This is a genomic window from Roseovarius sp. TE539 (genome assembly GCF_003298505.1).
Lineage (GTDB): Bacteria > Pseudomonadota > Alphaproteobacteria > Rhodobacterales > Rhodobacteraceae > Roseovarius.
Window position 1 is genome coordinate 14,359 of record NZ_QNGB01000016.1, and the last position, 20,477, is coordinate 34,835.

25 protein-coding genes are annotated in these 20,477 nt (G+C 65.2%); 6 read left to right on the forward strand and 19 right to left on the reverse strand.

The annotated features are described in order from the left end of the window. Positions 1-16 precede the first annotated feature (16 nt). From acpS to folK, 8 genes are all read right to left on the reverse strand, one after another. On the reverse strand, positions 17-421 hold the full coding sequence (gene acpS, locus DQW77_RS11175) for a holo-ACP synthase (RefSeq protein ID WP_113258313.1): 405 nt from the start codon (positions 419-421) through the stop codon (positions 17-19). Between the two features lie 16 nt (positions 422-437). After that, on the reverse strand, positions 438-1,892 hold the full coding sequence (locus DQW77_RS11180; protein WP_113258314.1) for an alpha/beta hydrolase: 1,455 nt from the start codon (positions 1,890-1,892) through the stop codon (positions 438-440). Positions 1,893-1,928: 36 nt separating this feature from the next. Beyond that, entirely contained in the window at positions 1,929-2,366 is a 438-nt protein-coding gene (locus DQW77_RS11185; RefSeq protein ID WP_113258315.1) for an ABZJ_00895 family protein, read from the reverse strand. Further along, a complete protein-coding gene (locus DQW77_RS11190) occupies positions 2,363-3,133 on the reverse strand; it encodes a pyridoxine 5'-phosphate synthase (protein WP_113258375.1) in 771 nt (256 codons plus the stop codon). Before DQW77_RS11190 ends, DQW77_RS11185 begins: the two co-directional genes overlap by 4 nt. A 13-nt stretch (positions 3,134-3,146) precedes the next feature. Next, complete coding sequence (locus DQW77_RS11195; protein WP_113258316.1) at positions 3,147-3,842, reverse strand: DUF2062 domain-containing protein; 696 nt, start codon at positions 3,840-3,842, stop codon at positions 3,147-3,149. Between the two features lie 10 nt (positions 3,843-3,852). Next, positions 3,853-5,994, reverse strand: coding sequence for a bifunctional (p)ppGpp synthetase/guanosine-3',5'-bis(diphosphate) 3'-pyrophosphohydrolase (locus tag DQW77_RS11200; RefSeq protein WP_113258376.1), 2,142 nt, complete (start codon positions 5,992-5,994; stop codon positions 3,853-3,855). Between the two features lie 30 nt (positions 5,995-6,024). Continuing rightward, positions 6,025-6,381 carry a DNA-directed RNA polymerase subunit omega gene (gene rpoZ, locus DQW77_RS11205; protein ID WP_113258317.1) on the reverse strand — a complete coding sequence of 119 codons (357 nt, stop codon included), beginning with the start codon at positions 6,379-6,381 and terminating at the stop codon, positions 6,025-6,027. Between the two features lie 106 nt (positions 6,382-6,487). Beyond that, on the reverse strand, positions 6,488-7,054 hold the full coding sequence (gene folK, locus DQW77_RS11210) for a 2-amino-4-hydroxy-6-hydroxymethyldihydropteridine diphosphokinase (RefSeq protein ID WP_113258377.1): 567 nt from the start codon (positions 7,052-7,054) through the stop codon (positions 6,488-6,490). Between the two features lie 139 nt (positions 7,055-7,193). Between folK and DQW77_RS11215 the strand changes: the two genes are divergently transcribed. The 5 genes from DQW77_RS11215 to rnhA all read left to right on the forward strand — a co-directional run bounded on the left by DQW77_RS11215 (position 7,194) and on the right by rnhA (position 10,923). After that, positions 7,194-7,763, forward strand: a complete 570-nt coding sequence (locus DQW77_RS11215) for an NYN domain-containing protein (protein ID WP_113258318.1) — start codon at positions 7,194-7,196, stop codon at positions 7,761-7,763. A 70-nt stretch (positions 7,764-7,833) separates the two neighbouring features. Next, positions 7,834-8,784 carry a 4-hydroxy-3-methylbut-2-enyl diphosphate reductase gene (ispH, locus tag DQW77_RS11220; RefSeq protein ID WP_113258319.1) on the forward strand — a complete coding sequence of 317 codons (951 nt, stop codon included), beginning with the start codon at positions 7,834-7,836 and terminating at the stop codon, positions 8,782-8,784. 609 nt (positions 8,785-9,393) lie between these two features. Continuing rightward, on the forward strand, positions 9,394-9,858 hold the full coding sequence (locus tag DQW77_RS11225; protein WP_113258320.1) for a DUF3429 domain-containing protein: 465 nt from the start codon (positions 9,394-9,396) through the stop codon (positions 9,856-9,858). Next, a complete protein-coding gene (locus DQW77_RS11230; protein WP_113258321.1) occupies positions 9,855-10,448 on the forward strand; it encodes a bifunctional 2-polyprenyl-6-hydroxyphenol methylase/3-demethylubiquinol 3-O-methyltransferase UbiG in 594 nt (197 codons plus the stop codon). Before DQW77_RS11225 ends, DQW77_RS11230 begins: the two co-directional genes overlap by 4 nt. Beyond that, positions 10,441-10,923 (forward strand): ribonuclease HI, encoded by a 483-nt coding sequence (gene rnhA, locus DQW77_RS11235; RefSeq protein WP_113258322.1) that lies wholly within the window; start codon positions 10,441-10,443, stop codon positions 10,921-10,923. Before DQW77_RS11230 ends, rnhA begins: the two co-directional genes overlap by 8 nt. A gap of 42 nt (positions 10,924-10,965) precedes the next feature. On the opposite strand, the gene DQW77_RS11240 is transcribed toward rnhA, so the two are convergent. Genes DQW77_RS11240 through def (DQW77_RS11260) form a run of 5 tightly spaced genes read right to left on the reverse strand, consistent with a single transcriptional unit; the run spans position 10,966 to position 13,424 of the window. After that, positions 10,966-11,211, reverse strand: a complete 246-nt coding sequence (locus tag DQW77_RS11240) for a GlsB/YeaQ/YmgE family stress response membrane protein (RefSeq protein WP_113258323.1) — start codon at positions 11,209-11,211, stop codon at positions 10,966-10,968. 9 nt (positions 11,212-11,220) lie between these two features. After that, a complete protein-coding gene (locus DQW77_RS11245; RefSeq protein ID WP_113258324.1) occupies positions 11,221-11,463 on the reverse strand; it encodes a hypothetical protein in 243 nt (80 codons plus the stop codon). A gap of 27 nt (positions 11,464-11,490) precedes the next feature. After that, positions 11,491-12,396, reverse strand: coding sequence for a methionyl-tRNA formyltransferase (gene fmt, locus DQW77_RS11250; RefSeq protein ID WP_113258325.1), 906 nt, complete (start codon positions 12,394-12,396; stop codon positions 11,491-11,493). Positions 12,397-12,400: 4 nt separating this feature from the next. Then, positions 12,401-12,898 (reverse strand): peptide deformylase, encoded by a 498-nt coding sequence (gene def, locus DQW77_RS11255; protein WP_113258326.1) that lies wholly within the window; start codon positions 12,896-12,898, stop codon positions 12,401-12,403. Positions 12,899-12,905: 7 nt separating this feature from the next. Continuing rightward, positions 12,906-13,424, reverse strand: a complete 519-nt coding sequence (def, locus tag DQW77_RS11260; RefSeq protein ID WP_113258327.1) for a peptide deformylase — start codon at positions 13,422-13,424, stop codon at positions 12,906-12,908. A gap of 95 nt (positions 13,425-13,519) precedes the next feature. On the opposite strand from def (DQW77_RS11260), the gene DQW77_RS11265 reads away from it, so the two are divergent. Next, positions 13,520-14,692: a MalY/PatB family protein gene (locus tag DQW77_RS11265; protein WP_113258328.1), complete on the forward strand. Its 1,173-nt coding sequence runs from the start codon at positions 13,520-13,522 to the stop codon at positions 14,690-14,692. 21 nt (positions 14,693-14,713) lie between these two features. Here DQW77_RS11265 and DQW77_RS11270 read toward each other — a convergent pair whose 3' ends face one another. From DQW77_RS11270 to DQW77_RS11295, 6 genes are all read right to left on the reverse strand, one after another. Then, positions 14,714-15,064 carry a hypothetical protein gene (locus DQW77_RS11270; protein WP_113258378.1) on the reverse strand — a complete coding sequence of 117 codons (351 nt, stop codon included), beginning with the start codon at positions 15,062-15,064 and terminating at the stop codon, positions 14,714-14,716. 85 nt (positions 15,065-15,149) lie between these two features. Continuing rightward, positions 15,150-15,923: a precorrin-4 C(11)-methyltransferase gene (cobM, locus tag DQW77_RS11275; protein ID WP_113258329.1), complete on the reverse strand. Its 774-nt coding sequence runs from the start codon at positions 15,921-15,923 to the stop codon at positions 15,150-15,152. A 52-nt stretch (positions 15,924-15,975) separates the two neighbouring features. Next, entirely contained in the window at positions 15,976-17,784 is a 1,809-nt protein-coding gene (gene cobJ / locus DQW77_RS11280) for a precorrin-3B C(17)-methyltransferase (RefSeq protein WP_113258330.1), read from the reverse strand. Beyond that, entirely contained in the window at positions 17,775-18,476 is a 702-nt protein-coding gene (gene cobI, locus DQW77_RS11285; RefSeq protein WP_113258331.1) for a precorrin-2 C(20)-methyltransferase, read from the reverse strand. Before cobI ends, cobJ begins: the two co-directional genes overlap by 10 nt. 61 nt (positions 18,477-18,537) lie before the next feature. Beyond that, a complete protein-coding gene (gene cbiE / locus DQW77_RS11290; protein ID WP_113258332.1) occupies positions 18,538-19,740 on the reverse strand; it encodes a precorrin-6y C5,15-methyltransferase (decarboxylating) subunit CbiE in 1,203 nt (400 codons plus the stop codon). A 66-nt stretch (positions 19,741-19,806) separates the two neighbouring features. Continuing rightward, entirely contained in the window at positions 19,807-20,445 is a 639-nt protein-coding gene (locus DQW77_RS11295; RefSeq protein ID WP_181711249.1) for a precorrin-8X methylmutase, read from the reverse strand. Positions 20,446-20,477 lie beyond the last annotated feature (32 nt).

The following is a 20,477-nucleotide window of genomic DNA, read 5'->3' on the forward strand; positions in this document are numbered from 1 at the left end:
CAAGCGGCGTGGGGATTCAGCCGGTGGCACGCCGCGCCTCGATCAGCACGAAGGCCTGTGCCCAGGGGTGATCGTCGGTCAGGGTGACATGGATCACGGCGACATGCCCTTGCGGCGTCATTTCAGCCAGCCGGTCGGCGGCCCAGCCTGTCACATGCATGCGCGGCTGGCCGGTATGAACGTTGCTGACCGCCATATCCTTCCAGGCGATGCCCATGCGCAGCCCGGTGCCGAGCGCCTTCGAGCACGCCTCCTTGGCGGCCCAGCGTTTTGCGTATGTGCCGGCCACGTCCATCCGGCGTTCGGCCTTGCGCTGCTCGACCTCGGTAAAGACACGGTTGCGGAAGCGGTCGCCGAAGCGGTCCAGTGTGCCCTGAATCCGCTCGATATTGGCAAGGTCAGTGCCGATGCCAAGGATCATGCCGGTCACTCCATCGTCAGGTGGCTATCATCGGGAAGGCTACACCCAGGGCCCATGCCAGCACCAGCCCAAGGCCGAAACCCGCCGCCAGCGGTCCGGACCGGGCGGCCGAGACTCGTCCCATCACCCCGAAAGTAAGGTAGAACAGCACGATGACCGGTGCGATCATCACGAGGAAAAACAACCTTTCCGGATCGAGCGCCACCGCTGCCGCGAGCGACCCCAGGAAGGCAAGCCGCGCCGTCAATCTTTGCCAAAACGGACCGCCCAGGGCCAGCCAGCTGTCGGCCAGCATGAACGGCACCGCACCAAGGCAAAGGGCAAGGATGATCCAGACACGGGCGTTGACGGGCACGAAATTGGCGCCGTAACGATCCAGAGCCACCCCGAAAACCCCGAGCCCCCAGACCACCAGCAACCCGGCTGCAAGCGGCACGAGAGCGCCCGGGCGCCGTCCGGACAGCCAGAGCAACGCGCCCTGCAAGATACCGTAAAACCCCAGATGCAGGGCCAGGTAATCGGCCACGAGCACTGGCAGAAGGCGGGTATCGACCGGCACCGCAAGCAGCGGTGCAACCACCGCGGGGATCAGCGTCACGACTGCAAAGCGTCCCGGTGGCAGGATGCCCTCCGGCACTGCGCTGCGTGGAAGAAGACCGGCCACCGGCGCGAAGAGCACCGTGATCGCGGCCAGCAGCGTCAGCAGTGCCCAGCCCGTGGCGGGAACCCGAACGCGGCTGTCGCGGCCATGAAAGCCGTCTATCCACGCCAATGCGGCCCGTTGGGCCACCCTTGAGTGGAGGATCGCCACGTGTTCGACCGCCGGCGCCAGAACAGCGCGACGGCGATTGCCATTCTCGGCATCGACTGTCTGGCCCATGCGGGCGGCCGGGTCTGCCATGCGCAGCACCTTGCCGGCGAATTCAGCGAGGCTGGGCTCCCATTCGCCGGCAACCAGAAGAAGATCCGCCGGATGCGTGGCCGTGATCGCCCGCGAGAAGCCCGAAAGCAGCACCATCGGGCCGATGCCTTCGGTCACTTCGGCGGCACGCACCAGCACATCCGATGCCATGGAATGCCCCAGCAAGGCCACCGGACCTCCGTCATTCTGCCGCGCCATCGAGATCACCCGCCGGGTCTGATCCACCAGATGGCGCGTGGTACCGTCGATCGAGCTCAGGTCGCCGCGCATCGGAGACGGGTGCCGGCCATGCCCCTGGAAATCGAAGCTGTAGACAACATACCCGGCCCGGGCCAGGGTCAGCCCGTAGGCCTGCATCATCTGCCGCGACCCGGCAAAACCGTGGGCAATCACCACGGGCGGGCCGCCGCGCCCGTCGCTCATCCGGGTCACGGGCGTCTGGCCATTGCGCAACTCGGTCATTGCGATGCCGTCGCGGGCCCCTTCAAGCACCCAGAGCGACCACAGCGCCAACGCCAGCGCGCCAAGGGCGATCACGATGCGCCGCATACCCGCCTACCTAGCCCGGAAACAGGAGCGCGGGTTTCATTCCACCTCGCCCCGGCTGCGCATCAGGCTGAGCTGGTTGCCGGCGCCGATGCCCAGGAACAGACGGTTGCAGATCAGGTAGCCTGCGCCGTACAGACCGAGAAGGACGATGAACTGCTGCGAAGGAAACGGAGCGATGGCAAGCCTGCCGAAAACCGGCAGCAACGGCGCCGCCAGATAGGCCAGAGCCACGTTCAACCCGATCGCGATCGCCGTCGCGATCCAGGTGAAATTCCACGCTTCGCCAACCCCTGGCCTTACCTTGCACCGCTTCGCGTGATGCTGGCCCTCCACGAGTGCCGCAATCATCGCCGGTACCATGAGCTGCGCCGAGGATCCCAGAACCGAATCCATCGTCGCATTCAGCACAGACACAAGAATCCCTGCCCCGATCGCGACAGCGAGAAACACGCCGGTATAACGAAGGTAATTCATACGGCCGACCGTTGCCGCGGGCCGCGGGCCGCGTCCATGAGGCGGCGCATCTCGGCAATGGCTGGCACGAGGCCGCGGAAGATCGCCTCGCCGATAATGAAGTGACCGATATTGAGTTCACGCAACTCCGGAAAGGCGGCGACCGGCGTGACGGTATCGTAGGTCAGGCCATGTCCGGCATGGACCTCGAGCCCGAGCGAATGGGCATAGGCCGACATTTCCCGCAAGCATGCCAACTCGCGGTCGCGGTCTTCTTCACGGCCTTCGGCATGGGCGTCGCAATAGGCTCCGGTATGCAGTTCGATCACCTGCGCGCCGATCCGGTGGGCCGCCTCGACCTGCCGATTGTCGGCAGCGATGAAGATCGACACCCGGCAACCGGCATCGCGCAGGGGGGCGATGAAATGGGCCAACCGGTTTTCCTCGCGTGCAACCTCGAGACCGCCTTCCGTGGTACGTTCCTCGCGCTTCTCGGGGACAATGCAAACGGCATGCGGCCGGTGCCGAAGGGCGATTTGCTGCATCTCTGCCGTCGCGGCCATCTCGAAATTCAGCGGCACACCCAGGCTGTCCATAAGACCCTCGATATCGGCGTCCGAAATATGGCGACGGTCCTCGCGCAGATGCGCGGTGATGCCGTCGGCGCCCGCCTCTTCGGCCAGTTTAGCCGCCCTGAGGGGATCCGGGTAGTTGCCGCCACGGGCGTTGCGAACGGTCGCCACATGATCAATGTTCACACCCAGGCGAAGTTCCGTTTCAGCGGTCATCGCAGGCATCCTTTCATTGCTTCGAGTCGGGATCAGAGTAGTCGCCTTCGTTCCCCGCGTCAGCCTTCGTGCCGGCTTTTTCCTTCAGAGTCTTCAGCGCTTCCCACTTGGCCCTGAGCACCCCGCGCCGACGGTTCTGGTACGCCTGTATCAGTGGAAGACTGATGTAGTAGCAAATGAGCCCGCAGACGATCCCGGGTATGATGCCCCCGATCATGTAAGGAAAGAAGATGTCCTCGTAGAACCCGCTGAGATTGCTCCAGTCGGCACGGTCGTCGGTGAACAGGGCCCAGATATTGGCGTTGATGTTATGCCAGGCCTCGGCAAAGCTGTGCCCGAGCGTCTGGTGTAGCTCAGCGTCCTTCGGCCCGCGCAGCCCGAGGAGAAAATACCCGGTGTTGATCGACAGCACCCCGATGGGCACGAAGGTCAGTGGATTTCCAAAGAACGTCGCCAGGATCGACGCGACGACATTACCCCGAATCAGCCACGCCACCAGCGCGGCACCAAAGAAATGAAGGCCGAAGAAGGGCGAAAACGTCACGAACACACCCGCGAAGATACCGCGCGCGATCCGGTGCGGCGGATCGGGAAGGCGGCGAACGCGGTGCTTGATATAGTGGAAGGCACGGCCCCAGCCGCCTTTCGGCCATAGAAAGCCCGCCACGATCTTCCAAAGTGGGCGTCTGTCTCGGCGTTTGAAGACCACCTCGTGCTTCCTACTTCCTGAAGGCGGCACTGCCCGTGTCGCACGACGAGTCGCGGTGCCGATTCACCTCGGCCACATCGCTTTCGGCATCCAGCGCCGACATGACACTGTGCAGATGTTCTGCATCGCGCAGTTGCACGTCAACGATCAGGCGGTAGAAATCGGGTTTGCGGTCAAGGAACGTCAGGTTCGAAATATTGGCGCGGCGTTCTCCGATCAAGGTGCAGATGCGGCCTAGGACGCCGGCGTCGTTGCCAATGGTCACATCGAGCGACACGTCGTAGACTGCAGGATGCAGTCCGGAGTGCCAGTGCAGGTCAAGCCAGCGCTCCGGCTGATCCTCGTAGGTGCTCAGCGCCGCGCAGTCGATGGCATGAACAACGACGCCGCGGCCGCGCCAGGTGATGCCCACGATCCTCTCGCCCGGCAGCGGTTGGCAACAGCGGGCACGGTCAAAACGCTGGTCGGGGCCAAGGCCGATCACCGCGCGCTCCCGTCGGACTTCCTCGCCCTCGGCGGGCCGGACATCGGGGTAAACCGCGCCCAGCACGTCCTGACCGGTCAGTTCGGCACTGCCCAGGCGGGCCAGAACCTCGTCGCGATCCGCTAGGCGGAGGGTGCGCGCGGCCCGTTCGAGCGCCTTGTCCGTGGCGCGCTTGCCCACATGTTCAAAAGCCGATCGGGCCAATTCCCGGCCAAGGCGCACGTAACGGTCACGGTCCAGTTCGCGCAGGGCACGACGGATCGCCGCCTTGGCCTTGCCGGTTGTGGCGATGTCCAGCCAGGTGGCCTGGGGCGTCTGGCCGTCGGCGGTGATGACCTCGACGGACTGGCCATTCTTGACCCGCGTCCAGAGCGGCACCCGCATTCCGTCGACCTTTGCGCCGACCGTGGCATTGCCGATCCGCGTGTGTATGGCATAGGCGAAATCAATAGGTGTCGCACCACGCGGCAGCTTGACGACATCGCCCTTGGGCGTGAAACAGAAAACCTTGTCGGCATACATTTCCAGCTTCACGGCCTCGAGAAACTCGTCATGATCTTCCTCGGCGTCGAACTGTTCGGTCAACGAGGAAATCCATTTCGCCGGGTCAACCGCGAAGGGGTTCTCGCTTCGCACCCCGTCGCGGTACGACCAGTGCGCGGCGACGCCGGTTTCGGCCACGTCATGCATCTGGCGGGTACGGATCTGCACCTCCACGCGCTTGCCGTCGCGGCCCGAAACGGTGGTGTGGATCGACCGGTAACCGTTTGATTTGGGCTGGCTGATGTAATCCTTGAACCGGCCCGGCACAGCGCGCCACCGTTGGTGGATGGCGCCCAGCACCGCGTAGCAATCATTTTCCGAGCCCGTGACGATCCGGAACCCGTAGATGTCGGACAGCCGGGAAAAGCCCATTTCCTTTTCCTGCATCTTGCGCCAGATCGAATAGGGCTTCTTGGCGCGGCCCAGGACCTCGGCCTCTATCCCGACCTTGTCCAGTTCCTTGCGCATGTCGCCGGTGATGCGGTCGATCACGTCGCCGGCTTCTTTCTGCAGGGTGATGAACCGCCGGATAATCGAGGCGCGTGCATCCGGGTTCAGGACGCGAAAGGCCAGATCCTCAAGTTCCTCGCGCATCCATTGCATGCCCATCCGGCCGGCCAGCGGGGCGTAGATATCCATCGTTTCACGCGCTTTTCGCACCTGCTTTTCCGGGCGCATGGCCTTGATCGTGCGCATGTTGTGAAGACGATCGGCCAGCTTCACGAGGATCACCCGCAGATCCTTTGACATCGCCATGAAAAGCTTGCGGAAATTCTCGGCCTGCTGGGTTTCCGTACTGGAAAGCTGCAGATTGGTCAGCTTGGTGACACCGTCGACAAGATCGGCGATCTCGCCACCGAAGCGGTTTTCAATTTCGGAATACGAGGCACGCGTATCCTCAATCGTGTCATGCAGGAGCGCCGTGATGATGGTGGCATCGTCCAGCCGCTGTTCGGCCAGAACCGCGGCAACCGCGACGGGATGGCTGAAATACGCCTCGCCGGAATGGCGGTACTGGCCCTTGTGCATCTCTCGGCCGTAGTCATAGGCGGCACGGATCAGCGCCTCGTCGGTCCGGGGGTTGTAGGCGCGGACAAGGCGGATCAGGTCTTCGACGGCGATCATACCTTCCGCGCCCATGCGTGCCGTCCCGGTTCAGCTCTCTCCCTGGGCTTCCATAAGGGCGCGCAGGAGTTTTTCCTCGGACATGTCGTCTTCGGCCGGCTTGTCGGCTTCGCCGCCGCCCATCAACAGGGCCATCGAGTCCTCTTCCGGCTCGTCCACTTCGATCTGTGTCTGGTTCGATTCGATCAGACGTTCGCGCAGATCGTCGGCGGATTGCGTTTCCTCGGCAATCTCGCGCAGGGCGACGACCGGGTTCTTGTCGTTGTCGCGGTCCACCGTCAGGGGCGCCCCCGCAGAAATCTCGCGCGCCCGGTGGGCGGCAAGCATGACGAGGTCAAAACGGTTGGGAACCTTGTCGACGCAATCTTCTGTTGTAACGCGGGCCATCGGACCTCCGGCAGGTCAGTCGGTGAATTGTCAGAGGTCGGATACCTAAGCCCTCGGACCGGGATTTACAAGCAGAGAATGGGCCCGTTGCGACAGTGCACGGATGCTACAGCGGCACAACCCCGTCAACGCTTTCGTCCGGCAGGTCCGCAAGCATGTCGCCCACGGTCCGCCCGGTGAGCGGATGCGTCCAGCCGGGGGCGATATCAGCCAGCGGTACCAGGACGAAGGCGCGGTCCTGCAACCGGGGATGCGGCAGGATCAGGGTTTCCGGCGTGATCCGGGTCTGGTCTTCCGCCGGCAGGCAGCGCCATCGCGCCTGCGTCGCGGCGTCCGGCAACACGGCAGCCCCAGCGGCGATCATGTCCAGGTCGAGGGTCCGGCGTCCCCACCGTTCGGCCCGGACACGATGGAAATCGGCTTCCACCCGGTGCAGCAATGCCAGCATTCGGGCGGGATCGGACGGCCCCTCCAGCCGCGCCGCGGCATTGACGTAATCCGGTCCGGCGCCGGGTGGAAAACAGGGGGTTCTGTAGAAACGGCTGATCGCGCTCACGGTGACCCCCAAGGCGGTCAGCGCAGCCAGGGCGGCCCGCAATGTGGCCTCCGGTGCTCCTGCGGAAGATGGCAGATTGGCGCCGAGCGCGATCAGGAAATCTTGATCATTCGTCAAAGTTGCACCGCGTTTCACCAAAGCTGTGGGCCTTGCCGCCGGATGGCAGACATTCTAGTATTCCAGGGCTCGTGCGGCGTTCCTACCACTCACACTCACGGAAAGCACGGGTACGCATTTGGGCTTGAAAGGACATTTGATGTTTTACAAGGACGAACGGCTGGCGCTGTTCATAGACGGGTCGAATCTGTATGCCGCCGGCAAGTCCCTGGGCTTTGACATAGACTACAAGTTGCTGAGGACCGAATTCATGCGCCGCGGCAAGCTGCTCAGGGCGTTCTACTACACTGCGCTGCTGGAAAACGACGAGTATTCGCCGATTCGCCCGCTGGTGGACTGGCTGCATTACAATGGCTATTCCATGGTCACCAAGCCGGCACGCGAGTACACTGACAGTCAGGGCCGGCGCAAGGTCAAGGGCAACATGGACATCGAGCTTGCGGTGGACGCGATGGAACTGGCCCCCAAGGTCGAACATATCGTCCTGTTTTCCGGCGACGGTGATTTCAGACCACTGGTCGAAAGCCTGCAGCGGCAGGGCGTGCGCGTGTCGGTGGTGTCCACCATCCGCAGCCAGCCGCCGATGATTTCGGACGATCTGCGCCGGCAAGCCGACAATTTCATCGAACTTGACGACCTCAAGGAGGTCATCGGCCGCCCCCCGCGCGATCCGGCGCAGGACCGGGAAACGGCACAGTCACGCCAGTGACAAGGGGCGCGCCGGGGTGGACGCGGGGCGGCATGGGCCTTATTTCCGGGGCATTGGCCCAGGAGAAGACATGACCCGACCACCGCTCACACTTTATCTCGCGGCCCCGCGCGGCTTCTGCGCGGGCGTGGATCGCGCCATCAAGATTGTTGAAATGGCCCTCGGAAAATGGGGCGCCCCGGTCTATGTTCGTCACGAGATTGTCCACAACAAATACGTGGTGGACGACCTTCGCGCCAAGGGCGCGGTTTTCGTTGAGGACCTCTCGGATTGCCCGGACGACCGTCCGGTGATCTTTTCCGCGCACGGGGTGCCCAAGGCTGTCCCCGCCGAGGCGCAGCGCCGCGAGATGATCTATGTGGATGCCACCTGCCCGCTGGTTTCCAAGGTCCATATCGAGGCCGAGCGTCACCACCAGGACGGGTTGCAGATCATCATGATCGGGCATGCCGGCCACCCCGAGACGGTCGGGACCATGGGGCAGCTTCCCGAGGGCGAAGTTCTTCTGGTCGAAACGGTCGACGACGTGGACAGGCTCGAGGTGCGCGCCCCCGAAAAGCTCGCCTTCGTCACGCAGACGACGCTTTCGGTGGATGACACGGCCGAGGTTGTGGCCGCGCTCCAGGCCCGGTTCCCGGCTATCAGGGGCCCCCACAAAGAAGACATCTGTTACGCGACCACCAACCGCCAGGAGGCGGTCAAGGCGATGGCCGCCAAGGTGGATGCGATGCTCGTGGTCGGGGCACCGAACTCTTCCAATTCCCGCCGCCTGGTCGAGGTCGGGGCAAAGGCGGGCTGCGGATATTCCCAGCTTGTCCAGCGCGCGGAAGACATCGACTGGCGCGCACTGGAAGGCGCCAGGAGCATCGGCCTCACCGCCGGGGCCTCGGCTCCCGAAGTGTTGGTGGATGAAGTGGTCACGGCCCTCGAGGCACGCTACGATCTGACGGTCGAAACCGTCGAGACCGCACAGGAAAACGTGGAATTCAAGGTGCCGCGCGTGATGCGCGCGCCGGCCTGAACCGGGCAGCGGGCACGACATGCCGGGTGACGGCCTTGACCCCGGACAACGGAATACCGCAGCCGGCAGGAGAGCGCAGGGAGCGGGGTTTGCAACGATGGGCCGACGTCCCGAAAGCCGCCGTTCAGGCCAAACGCAGCGATGATGCCTTGAGCCCGGAGTGGACGGTCGAGAGTCACGACCGAACCGCGTATCGACGGGCCGCGGTGCGGCGATCCGACGGCAGGACGGCGCGCTTTATCCCGGCTAATCCGGACGATATGAGGTCGTTGCGCCTGACCCGGCCATATCGCCGTGCCGGGGGGCGGCCCGGCGATGCGCGGCGGCTTCGCCTTGAATCCGCGCAGGGAAAATGTGCGCTCCATCCGCGCTTCGGTCACTCGACCTACCAAGCGCGAAGCTCCGTCCTGACCAGCCGGTCCGCAAGGCGCCATGTCCGCCCCGGGGCTGACTGCGGTCTTTGCCATGAGCTGTGCGAACGGCAGGAAATTCCACATTGCGAACCCGTCTCTTCGGGGCGGCATGCCCAGGACGGGGTGGCGCGTGCGATCGGCGAAGGACGGCACGGGCCGGCCCATTCCGCCCTTGCCACGCCATGCCCTTCACGCCATGTTGCCGCGCATGATAATCCCGCGCCCTGCCCTCGTCCTCGGATTTGCCGGCCTGATCCCGTTTTTCTGGGGGGCGGTCACGGTGCTGGTACCCGACCTTGCCTTCTGGACCGTGAAGACGATCGGGCCGCGCTTTTCCGGGCCCTATGTGATGCTGTTTTACGGGGCGATCATCCTTTCGTTCATGTCCGGCGTGCTCTGGGGGTTCGCGACACGGCTCGACGGCGCTCAGGCCGGTGCGGGCTACACGCTGTCGGTGATCCCGGCGCTCTGGGCCTTCTTCATGACCGGCGGGGGCCCTGCCGGGGCCGGTGTCTCGCTTATGGCGGGCTTTGCGGGGCTCTTGGTGCTTGACTGGTTCTTCTGGCGCAACGGGGCCGCGCCGATCTGGTGGCTGGCGCTGCGGCTGCCGCTGACGCTGGCGGTGCTGGCCTGCCTGGCGATCGGGGTGATCTTCGCATGAGTGACGCGCGAACGCTTGCGGTCTACAACCGCCAGTCCGACGCATATGCCGCGATGATGGACCGCGAGGCCGCCGGCGACCCGATGATCGGGCGCTTCATCGCCGCCTGCCCCGCGGGCGGGCGGGTGCTTGACCTGGGCTGCGGGGCGGGGCACTACGCCCTGCGCATGGCCGAGGCCGGCCTGCAGGTCTGGGCCCTCGACGCGGCCGAGGCGATGGTGGAACGCACCGCCAAGCTGCCCGGCGTTTCGGCCCGGCTGGGACGGTTCGAGGACCTTGACGAACGCGATGCCTATGACGGGGTCTGGGCCTATTTCAGCCTCCTGCACGCCCCGCGCGGGGACATGCCGGACCACCTGGCGCGGATCGCCACGGCGCTAAGGCCGGGCGGCGTGCTGTTTCTCGGGCTCAAGCGCGGCAGCGGCGGCGGCCGGGACCGGCTGGACCGCCATTACGAGTACTATGAACGCGAGGAGCTGGAACGCCTGCTGACCGGGGCGGGCCTGCGCCCGGGCGATTGCTGGTTCGGCACCGCCGAGGGCATGGCCGGCCACCCCGAGGGCTGGATCGTGATGGCCGCCCATGGCTGAGCTGCGCGCCTATACCGACGGTGCCTGTTCCGGTAACCCCGGCCCCGGAGGCTGGGGCGTGCTGTTGCAGGCCACGCAGGACGGCACGGTGGTGAAGGAACGCGAACTCTCCGGCGGCGAGGCGGCGACCACCAACAACCGGATGGAACTGCTTGCGGCGATCAACGCGCTCGAGGCACTTTCGAAACCCAGCCGGATCACCATCGTCACCGACAGCGCCTACGTGAAGAACGGTGTCACCGGCTGGATCCACGGCTGGAAACGGAACGGCTGGAAGACCTCCGCGAAAAAGCCGGTGAAAAATGTCGAGCTCTGGCAGCGGCTGGACGAGGCGCAAGCGCGCCACGACGTGACCTGGGAATGGGTCAAGGGCCATGCCGGCCACCCCGAGAACGAGCGCGCCGATGAGTTGGCACGCGCGGGCATGGCCCCTTTCAAGCCGGACACCGCAGGGTCCGCATCGGGCCGAGGGTGATACCTACGGAGACGGCTGGCCCGAAACAACCGCCGAGCGCAATTATTTCCTTTGATCACTCGTGAAGGTCTGCCAGACCCATATAAGCAGGACAGCACCCAGAACCGCCCCGACAAGCCCGCCCAGGAATCCGACCACCGACAGCAGGATCCGCAGCGCCAGACCGGCGATCACGGCGCCCGCAATGCCGATGGCGACGGTGGCGATCATACCTGTTTCAAGTTTCATCAGGCGGGTTGCCAGAAACCCGGCCACGGCCCCGACAATGACGAGATAGACAACGTCCATGCCCGAACTCTATCTGCGCCGACGCCAATGCGTGGGCACGATGATCAGCGCCCCCACCGAAGACAGCACCGCGTCGATCCCCGGCGTGCCGATGCGCAGGCCGAACATGATGCGCAGGAAATAAAAGAGGAACGCCCCGCCCACGCAAATCACGATGGACGCGACATAGCCGTTGCGGGTGAACCCGGTGCGTTCACTGGCATAGCCGACGATCCCGGCAATCACCACCGTTCCGATCAGCACTGGAAACATCCGCTTTTCCCTTTCCTGCCCGCGCCGTCAGAGAACCGTGCCGGCGGGCAGGTCCAGCCCGCGCATGAACTCCTGCGCATCCTGCGCCCGGCCACCAGCCCGTTGCAAGCGCAAAAGCCGGACCGCCCCGGTGCCACAGGCCACTGTCGGCTTGTCATCAAGCACCTCGCCGGGATTGCCGTGACCCGGCGCGAGTGCGGAGGCCAGCAGCTTCACCCTCTGACCGTCGATCTCCGTCCAGGCGCCGGGAAAGGGCGACAGGGCGCGAATCTTCGCATCGACCCGCGTCGCCGGCGCGCTCCAGTCAATCCGTGCCTCGGACTTATCGATCTTGGCGGCGTAGGTCGCGCCCGCCTCGGGCTGGGTTTCGGGGCGCAGGTTATCAATATATTTCAGTGCCTCGATGATCAGCTGCGCACCCATCCGCGCCAACCGGTCATGCAGCGTCAGGGCCGTGTCCTGCGCGGTGATCGGGGTGGCCCGGCGCAGCAGCACAGGCCCCGTGTCCAGCCCCGCCTCCATACGCATGATGCAAACGCCGGTTTCGGAATCTCCGGCCATGATCGCGCGCTGGATGGGCGCCGCCCCACGCCAGCGCGGCAAAAGGGAGGCATGGATATTCAGGCACCCGTGCCGTGGCGCATCAAGAACCGGCCGCGGCAGAAGCAACCCGTAGGCCACCACCACCGCCACATCTGCATCAAGCGCGGCGAACTCCGCCTGTTCCGCCGCCCCTTTAAGGCTTTCGGGATGACGGACCGGCAGGTTCAGTTCCGTGGCGCGGTCCTGCACCGGTGAGGGACGGGGTTTCTTGCCGCGGCCCGCCGGGCGCGGCGGCTGGCAGTATACCGCAGCGATCTCGTGCCCCGCACCGACCAGCGCATCGAGCGCCGGGACCGAGAAGTCGGGCGTACCCATGAAGATCACGCGCATCCATTCATCCTGTTACCTTACGGGCCTTCCTGAGCAGAATGTCACGCTTGACCTTGCTGAGCCGGTCGAAGTACATCCGCCCGTCCAGATGGTCGACCTGGTGCTGCACGCTGGTTGCCCAGAGCCCGGTGAATTCACGCTCTTCGATTTCGCCACAGGCGTTGAGGAACCGCACGGTGACGGCGCGGGGCCGTTCGATCCGGGCCGATACGCCGGGCAGGTTGGGGCTTGCCTCCTCATGCGGGCGCAGGGTGACACTGGAGTGCAGGATCTCCGGGTTGGCCATGCGCACGGCCTGACCGCGCCCATCACTGGCATCGACCACGGCAAGGCGGCTCAACTCGCCGATCTGCGGTGCTGCCAGCCCCACGCCCGGCATCGCCTCCATCGTGTCGATCATGTCCCGCCAGATCCCGAGAACGGTATTGCTGATGGTGTCCACTGCCACAGCCCGGCTTCTGAGGCGACGGTCGGGCCAGGGAATGCAGCGGCGCACAGTCATTGCCCGGTCACGCGCGCGCCTTCTCACGCTTGAGCTTGGCCATTTTACGGGTGATCATCTGACGCTTCATCGCGCCGAGGTAGTCGATGAAAAGCCTGCCGTTCAAGTGGTCGATCTCATGCTGCACACATGTGGCCCACAGGCCGTCGAATTCCGCCTCCCGCTCGTTGCCGCTTGTATCAATCCAGCGGACCTGCACCGAGGCCGGCCGCGTGACGTCCGCAAAATGCTCGGGGATGGAAAGGCAGCCTTCCTCGTAGACGTTGAGCTCGTCGCTGCGCGCGACGATTTCCGGGTTGAACATGACCATCGGGTGCGGCGTGGCCTCTTCGGTCTTTTCGCAATCCAGGACGATCAGGCGCTCCGGCACACCCACCTGCGGCGCGGCAAGGCCGATGCCGGGGGCGTCATACATCGTCTCCAGCATGTCCTCGGCCAGCTTCAGCCGTGCCTCGCTCAGGTCGCTGACAGGGGCGCAAACCTTCTTCAGGCGGGGATCAGGATGCAGGACAATGGGCCGTTTCATGAGAATGATTTAGGACATGGCGGCGCCGACCGCAACGCCCCTTGCACATGAGGCCCGATCCGGTAGCGTGCGCACCGAATAACGCGGAGGCAAGCATGGATTTCGACCAGATCATCGACCGGCGTGGCCATCTGTCCAACAAGTGGGACAAGATGGAGGAGGTATACGGCGTTTCCCCCGATGACGGGCTGGCGATGTGGGTGGCCGACATGGATTTCCGCTCGCCCGAGTGTGTGCAGGACGCGGTGCGCCAGAAACTCGCGCATGGCTTCTATGGATATCTGGGGGATTACGGGCCTTACAAGGACGCAATTGCGTGGTGGATGAAGAACCGCCATGGCTGGACGGTCGAGCATGACTGGATCCTCACCGCAAGCGGGCTGTGCAACGGGCTCGGCCTGACCCTGGACGCCCTGACCGCAGAGGGGGATGGCGTGATCCTCTTCACACCCGTCTACCACGCCTTCGCGCGGGTGATCCGGTCCGCGGGGCGCGAAGTGGTGGAATGCCCGCTGGCGCTGAACGATGGACGCTACGAGATGGATTTCGATCATTACGACAACCTGCTGTCAGGGCACGAGCGCATGGTTGTCCTGTGTTCGCCGCATAATCCCGGTGGCCGGGTCTGGACCCTTGAAGAACTGCGCGCCGTGGCCGATTTCTGCCGCCGGCACGACTTGCTGCTGGTTTCGGACGAGGTGCATCAGGATCTCGTATTCGGCGACAACCGGCACCTGCCGATGCCGCTGGCCGATCCCGGAATTACCGACCGGCTGATCATGCTGACGGCGCCCTCCAAGACCTTCAATATCGCCGGGGCGCATTGCGGGCAGGTCATCGTGCAGGCTGAGCCCCTGCGCCGCAAGATCAAGGCACGCATGGCGGCGCTGTCCACGGCCATCCATGATTTCGGTGTTGCCATGACGACCGGCGCCTACAGCCCGGAAGGGGCGGCCTGGGTGGATGAGCTGGTGGTTTATCTCGACGGGAACCGGAGGCTGTTCGACGAAGGCGTCAACGCCATTCCCGGCGTCGTATCAATGCCGATGGAATCGACCTATCTTTCATGGGTTGATTTCGCGGGAACCGGCATGAGCCCGGAGGAAATCAAGACACGCGTCAACCGCGATGCACGGATCGCGGTGAATTACGGCGCCACCTTCGGGAGCGGCGGCGAGACATTCCTGCGGTTCAACATCGGGATGCCGCGGGCGCAGATCGCCGAGGCAGTTTCCCGCCTTCAGGCAGCGTTCTCGGATTTGCAGTAACGCAAAGGACGCAGAACGGGCTCAGCCCTTCCCCAACAGGGCAACCGGCGCGTTCATTGGCCGCTCGAAATCGAGTGGCTGTTCCGCCGTCGCTTCCGTGGTGCGCTTGTATTCGAAACGGATTTCGCCCGCTTCTTCCTCGGAGGCGACGATCAGGCAGTTGGACAGGTGCTGGCTGCCCTCATGCATCTCGACCAGGCCACGCAGATGCGGCGCCGTATCCGCATCGAGGGCAAAACCGCCGTCCCAGGATCGCAGGACGCGATAGACCTCGTCGCCGGCATGGATCCGCAGACGGCTCTTGCGGCGCAGATCACGCTTGCGTGCGGCGTCAAGCCCGGCCTGCACCTCGTCAGGAAGAAATGTCGTCATCGCCGCGCCTCCGCAAGCATATATCGGCAGGATCTGACACGCATTTGTTTCGATCAAGTGAATGCGCATGCATTTTTTCGAAAAGTCACTCTTTTACAACCGCTTTCGGGCGCAAGACATGAGGCGCCGCGGGATCATAGAGGGCACTGTCGCGGAAATCCGGGATTTCCCCCAATACAGGGCCAACCAGCGTCAGAGCGGTACGTGTGATCTTCGCGGCACGGACCTTCGCCTGAATATCGGTCAGTGTCCCGCGAATGAACATCTCGTCCGGCCAGCCCACGCGATAGGCCACCACAACCGGGCAGTCGGGGCCATAATGCGGTGTCAGCACACGCTGGATTTCACGGAGGTTGCGAACGCCGAGATGAATGGCGAGCGTTGCGCCCGAGCGGGCAAAAACCTCCAGCTTCTCGCGCGGTGGCATGGACGTCGACTTCATCGACACCCGCGTAAGCACGATGGACTGGGCCACCTCGGGCACGGTCAACTCCTGGCCGAGCGCGGCGGCCGCGGCGGCATAAGCGGGAACACCGGGTATTATCGCGTACTCGATATCGTCGGCGCGCAGCCGACGGATCTGTTCTGCAATCGCGCCGTAAAGTGACGGGTCGCCGGAATGCACGCGCGCCACATCCTCGCCACGCCGGTGCGCCGCCACGATCTCGGCATGCGTTTCCTCCAGCGTCATCGGGGCCGTGTCACGCACCAAGGCGCCGGGTGGCGCGCAAGCCACCACCTCGGGCGGCACCAGAGACCCCGCGTAAAGGCAGACCGGGCAGGCGCCGATGAGCCGCTCTGCCTTCCTTGTCAGAAGCTCCGGGTCACCCGGCCCGGCACCGATGAAATAGACGGTCATGTCACAGCCTCTCGTCCGTTGTTCCCGAATATCCTGATCACGGCGGAACACTTCATTCCTTGGCCCGCACGGCAAGATCACCGTCTATCTTGCGCGCATAGCCACGCGGCGTGAACATGCGCGGCCCCTCGCCCAGTTCGGCAAGGCGCGAATTGCTCGACCCGACCAGCACCACGGTAAGCATGTCCACCTCATCGACCTCCAGCGCATCGAGGCGCCGGTAACAAAGATGTTCTTCTGCCCGCCCCAGCGAGGTTGCCAGCATCACCGGAGTGTCCGGCGGGCGATGCTGCAGCAGGATGTCCCGAGCCTCGGCCAGGAGGGTCCGCCGGGTCCGGGAAACGGGGTTGTAGAAGGCGATCACGAAATCCCCCTCGGCCGCGGCCTTGAGACGCGACAGGATGTCCGCGCGCGGAGTCAGAAGATCGCTCAGGGAGATGGTGCAGAAATCGTGGCCGAGTGGTGCACCGGCCCGCGCCGCCGCGGCCTGCAGCGCCGATACACCCGGCGAGCACACCACCTCGGTGCGGCGTGCCGCGTCGCTGACGCCGTGTTCGCCGGGGCCCCGATCCAGCAATTCGAAAACCAGCGCGCCCATGGCGTAAATTCCGGCATCCCCCGAACAGACAAGCGCGACATTGCGGCCCTGTCCGGCCTGTTCCAGCGCATAGCGGCAGCGTGCCTCCTCGCCGCCCAGAGGGAAATCCGACCGCGCCTTGCCCGCCGCGAGCGGCCCGAGCAGATCTAAGTAAAGCCCGTATCCGACAAGCTCATCGGCCTCCGCGACAAGCGCCGAGACTTCGGGCGTGCGCCAGCCGGCCTGCCCCGGACCGATCCCGACGACACTCAGCTTCCCGCGTCCGCGCCCCGGCACCGCGGCAAGCGGCGCCGAAGCACGTCCCACGGCGCAGGTCGCGTTGGCGGTCTTGCGCTTTTCGATCGCCAGTTCGCCGCCGCCAGCCAGCGCCGCGCCTTCGGCGACGCCATGACAGCCAACCTCGGCAAAGACCACATCCGACGGGTTGGCGAGCCGCGCACTCTGCGCTTCCAGTTCCTCCGCACTGAAGAGCCGCAGAGGCACTTCGAGCCGCGCCGCGAGCTGGATGACTGCCGGTTCGTCGGCCTTGAGCTCGATTGTTGTCACGCAGGCCACCGCACCGCGTGCGATGCCGGCTTCGGCGAGGGTCGATTTCACGAGGCCCCAGAGCTCTTCGGGATCGGCATCGCGGGCGCATCCCACCCCCAGCACGAATTGCTGAGGATGATAGACGAGGCGCTTGTCGCCCCCCTGCACGGGCGCCTCGGTGACCACCAGTTCGACCGCTGCATCCGCGTCCTCGGCCAGTTCGAAGATATTCTCGCCCGTGACACGCGCACCCTCACCGGCCAGAAGGGCCGCCATCGCCGTCCTGGCATCTTCCGGGTTGGCAAGGCGATAGCCCGCCGGCGGCTCATCGAGCGCGATGCCGACCGAAACGTCTCCCGCGGTGGTCACCGCCGCCGCAGCCTCCAGCCCGGTGGCGATGCGCCGGGCCAGCCGGTTGGCCCCGCGATGCCCGCCGAGCAACGGGACCACGACCGACCCGTCATCGGAGATCGAAACAACCGGCGGCTCAGTGCGCTTGTCGCCCAGCATCGGCGCGACCGCCCGGATCAGGATCCCGCTGGCACAAACGCCCACCACCGGAACACCGGCGGCAAAAAGTCCACGCACATGTTCCAGCGCGTTGGCGAAGGTGGCATCGGCGCGTTCAACCCGTTTCTCGCGGCCATGCACCTGCGCCCCGATCATGCCGGCAACACGATGCGCGGTCACCTCACCCGAGCGCGAGAGCGCCAGAACAACCGGCGTTACAGCCATGGGTCAGTCCCTTTCGTCAGAAGTATCATCGAGAAATAGGGCGCCTTTTCAGGGGCTTCGGCCAGTGGGCAAACAAGTTCCGAGGAAAGGCTGGCGCGTTCGACATAGACCGCACGGCGCGTCAGGCCAAGAGCGTCGATCACGGCCCGGACCTTCGCCAGATGGCGGCCGACCTTCATGATCGCCACGCTTTCCGCGCCTTCGATCCGGTCACGCAGTTCCGGCTCCGGCAGCGGACCGGGCAGCACTGTCAACCGCTCGTTGCGAGCTGTCAGCGGCACTCCGGCCGCGGCCGCACATGTGGTCACGGATGTCACGCCGGGCACCACCTCGACCGGATAGCGGGTGCTGAGCCGGGCGAAGAGATACATGAAGGAGCCGTAAAAGAACGGATCCCCCTCGCAAAGGCAGATCACGTCGCGCCCCGTGTCCAGAGCTTCGGCAATCCGTTCGGCGCCCGCGTCGTACGCAACCTGCGCCGGCCCGCGCTCGGTGGTCATCGGCACGTCGAGCACGATTTCCCTTGCGGCTCGCGGAATTAGTTCGGCGGCAATGGAACGGGCGAAGCTTTCCGCACCGGCAAGCGCGGGATAGGCCACTACTTTGGCCCCGGAAATCAACCGATGCGCCCTGAGCGTCATCAGTTCGGGATCACCGGGCCCGACGCCGACGCCATAAAGCACCCCGCTCAAGACATACGCCCCTTTCGGCTTCTTCCGGTCAGTATTGCCACCGGATTGATTCCCGCTTCCGTCATCGCTTGACCAGGCTCCATTGCGTGACCGGCATCATCGGGCGCCAGCCGGTCAGCCCGCCAACCGGCACGGCGCGGCTGACCTGCATCCTGACCAGATCGCCGCCATGACGTGCATGCAGGTCCAGCAGCACGGCCTCGCTTTCCAGCGTCACGGCATTGCATACAAGCCGGCCCAGCGGGCGCAGCGCGGCCCAGGCCGCATCGAACGTGTCCGGCGCCAGACCACCCCCGATGAAGACCGCATCCGGTGCCTCAAGCCCCTTGAGGGCGGCGGGTGCCCGGCCATCAACCAGATCCAGTTTCGGAACCCCGAGGGCAAGCGCGTTCGCCGCCGCCATGGCGCGGCGATCGGCCCGCGGTTCAATTCCCACCGCGCGGGCATCGCGCGCGCCGCGCATCCATTCCACCGCGATTGACCCGCACCCGGCCCCGATATCCCAGAGGAGCGCCCCGCGCATCGGCATGAGCCTGGCCAGTGTGGCGGCGCGAACCTCCCGCTTGGTCATGGTTCCGTCATGTTCGAACAGACCGTCATCCAGGCCCGGCACCCGCGAAGAAACCACCGCGTCCGGCCCGGCGACACACTCCACCGCCAGGGTGTTGAAGGCAGGCACCTCTTGAGACCAGCTTTCGGCCAGCCCGTCGAACCGCGCCTCGTCCGGCCCGCCCATTGCGGCCAGGACCGTCATCCGGGATTCCCCGAAGCCCCGGCTTTCCAGGAATTCGGCGATCCGTGCGGGCGTGTCTTCTCCCGTCGTAAGGATCAGGAGCCTCGCCCGCGGCTGTACGAAGGCGATCATCTGTTCGACGGGACGTCCATGCACGGTCAGCGTCTCGACATCCGGCAACGACCAGCCCATCCGCGCGGCGGCAAGCTGAAACGCCGAAACCTGCGGATGATAGATGATCTCGGCGGGGTCGATGGCACGCCCGATACGGGCGCCGACGGAAAACCACAGCGGGTCTCCGGTGGCCAGCACCACCACTCTCCGGCCTCGCATGGACCGCAACATTTCGATCAGTGCGTCGAATGGCGACGGCCACGCCACGCGTTCGGCGTGCAGGCTGTCGGACAACCGGTGATGACGATCTCCGCCGACGATGACCTCGGCGGCCTCGACGATCGCACGGGTCGCCGGCAGAAGCCCGTCCATGCCGTCCTCGCCGATGCCGACGATATGCAGCCAGGGTTCAGCCACCGCTCTCCCCTCCCTTGCGTGCGGGGTTCGCGAGGCGCGCCTGCAAGGGCGCGACGAGCACGGCCCTCACGCGTCCGCCTCCCGCAAACCCGCGGCCAAGGCGTTGACAGCCGCCGATGTCATGGCCGAGCCGCCCCGCCGCCCGCGCAGCGCTATGAACTCGCAGCCGCGAGGATCAGAAGCCAGTTCCGCCTTCGACTCCGCCGCACCCACGAAACCGACGGGAAATCCCAATATCAATGCAGGTTTCGGCGCGCCGGCCTCGAGGCGTTCAAGCAGGTGGAAAAGCGCTGTCGGAGCATTCCCGATCGCCACGACCGCCCCTTCGAGACGGTCCGTCCACAGTTCCACCGCCGCGGCCGAGCGGGTGTTTCCGATCTGCCGTGCCAGCCCGGGCACGGCCGGATCGTTCAGGGTCACTATCACCGCGTTGTCACGTGGCAAGTGCCGGCGGATGATACCGGCCGCCACCATCTCGCAGTCACACAGTACGGGGGCCCCCGAGTCGAGGGCGGCGCGGCCCGCCGAAGAGGCATTGTCGGAGAACGCGAGCCGGTCCGCGACGTCGATCATCCCGCAGGCATGGATGATGCGGATCGCCAGCGCCTCCATGCCCGGGGTGAACCGCGACAGGCGCGCCTCCCGGCGGACGGTGGCAAAACTTTCGGCATAGATGGCCGAGGGGTTTTTCTCATAGGGACGCACGATCGGACCTTTGCGATGACCGCAGCCGCCGG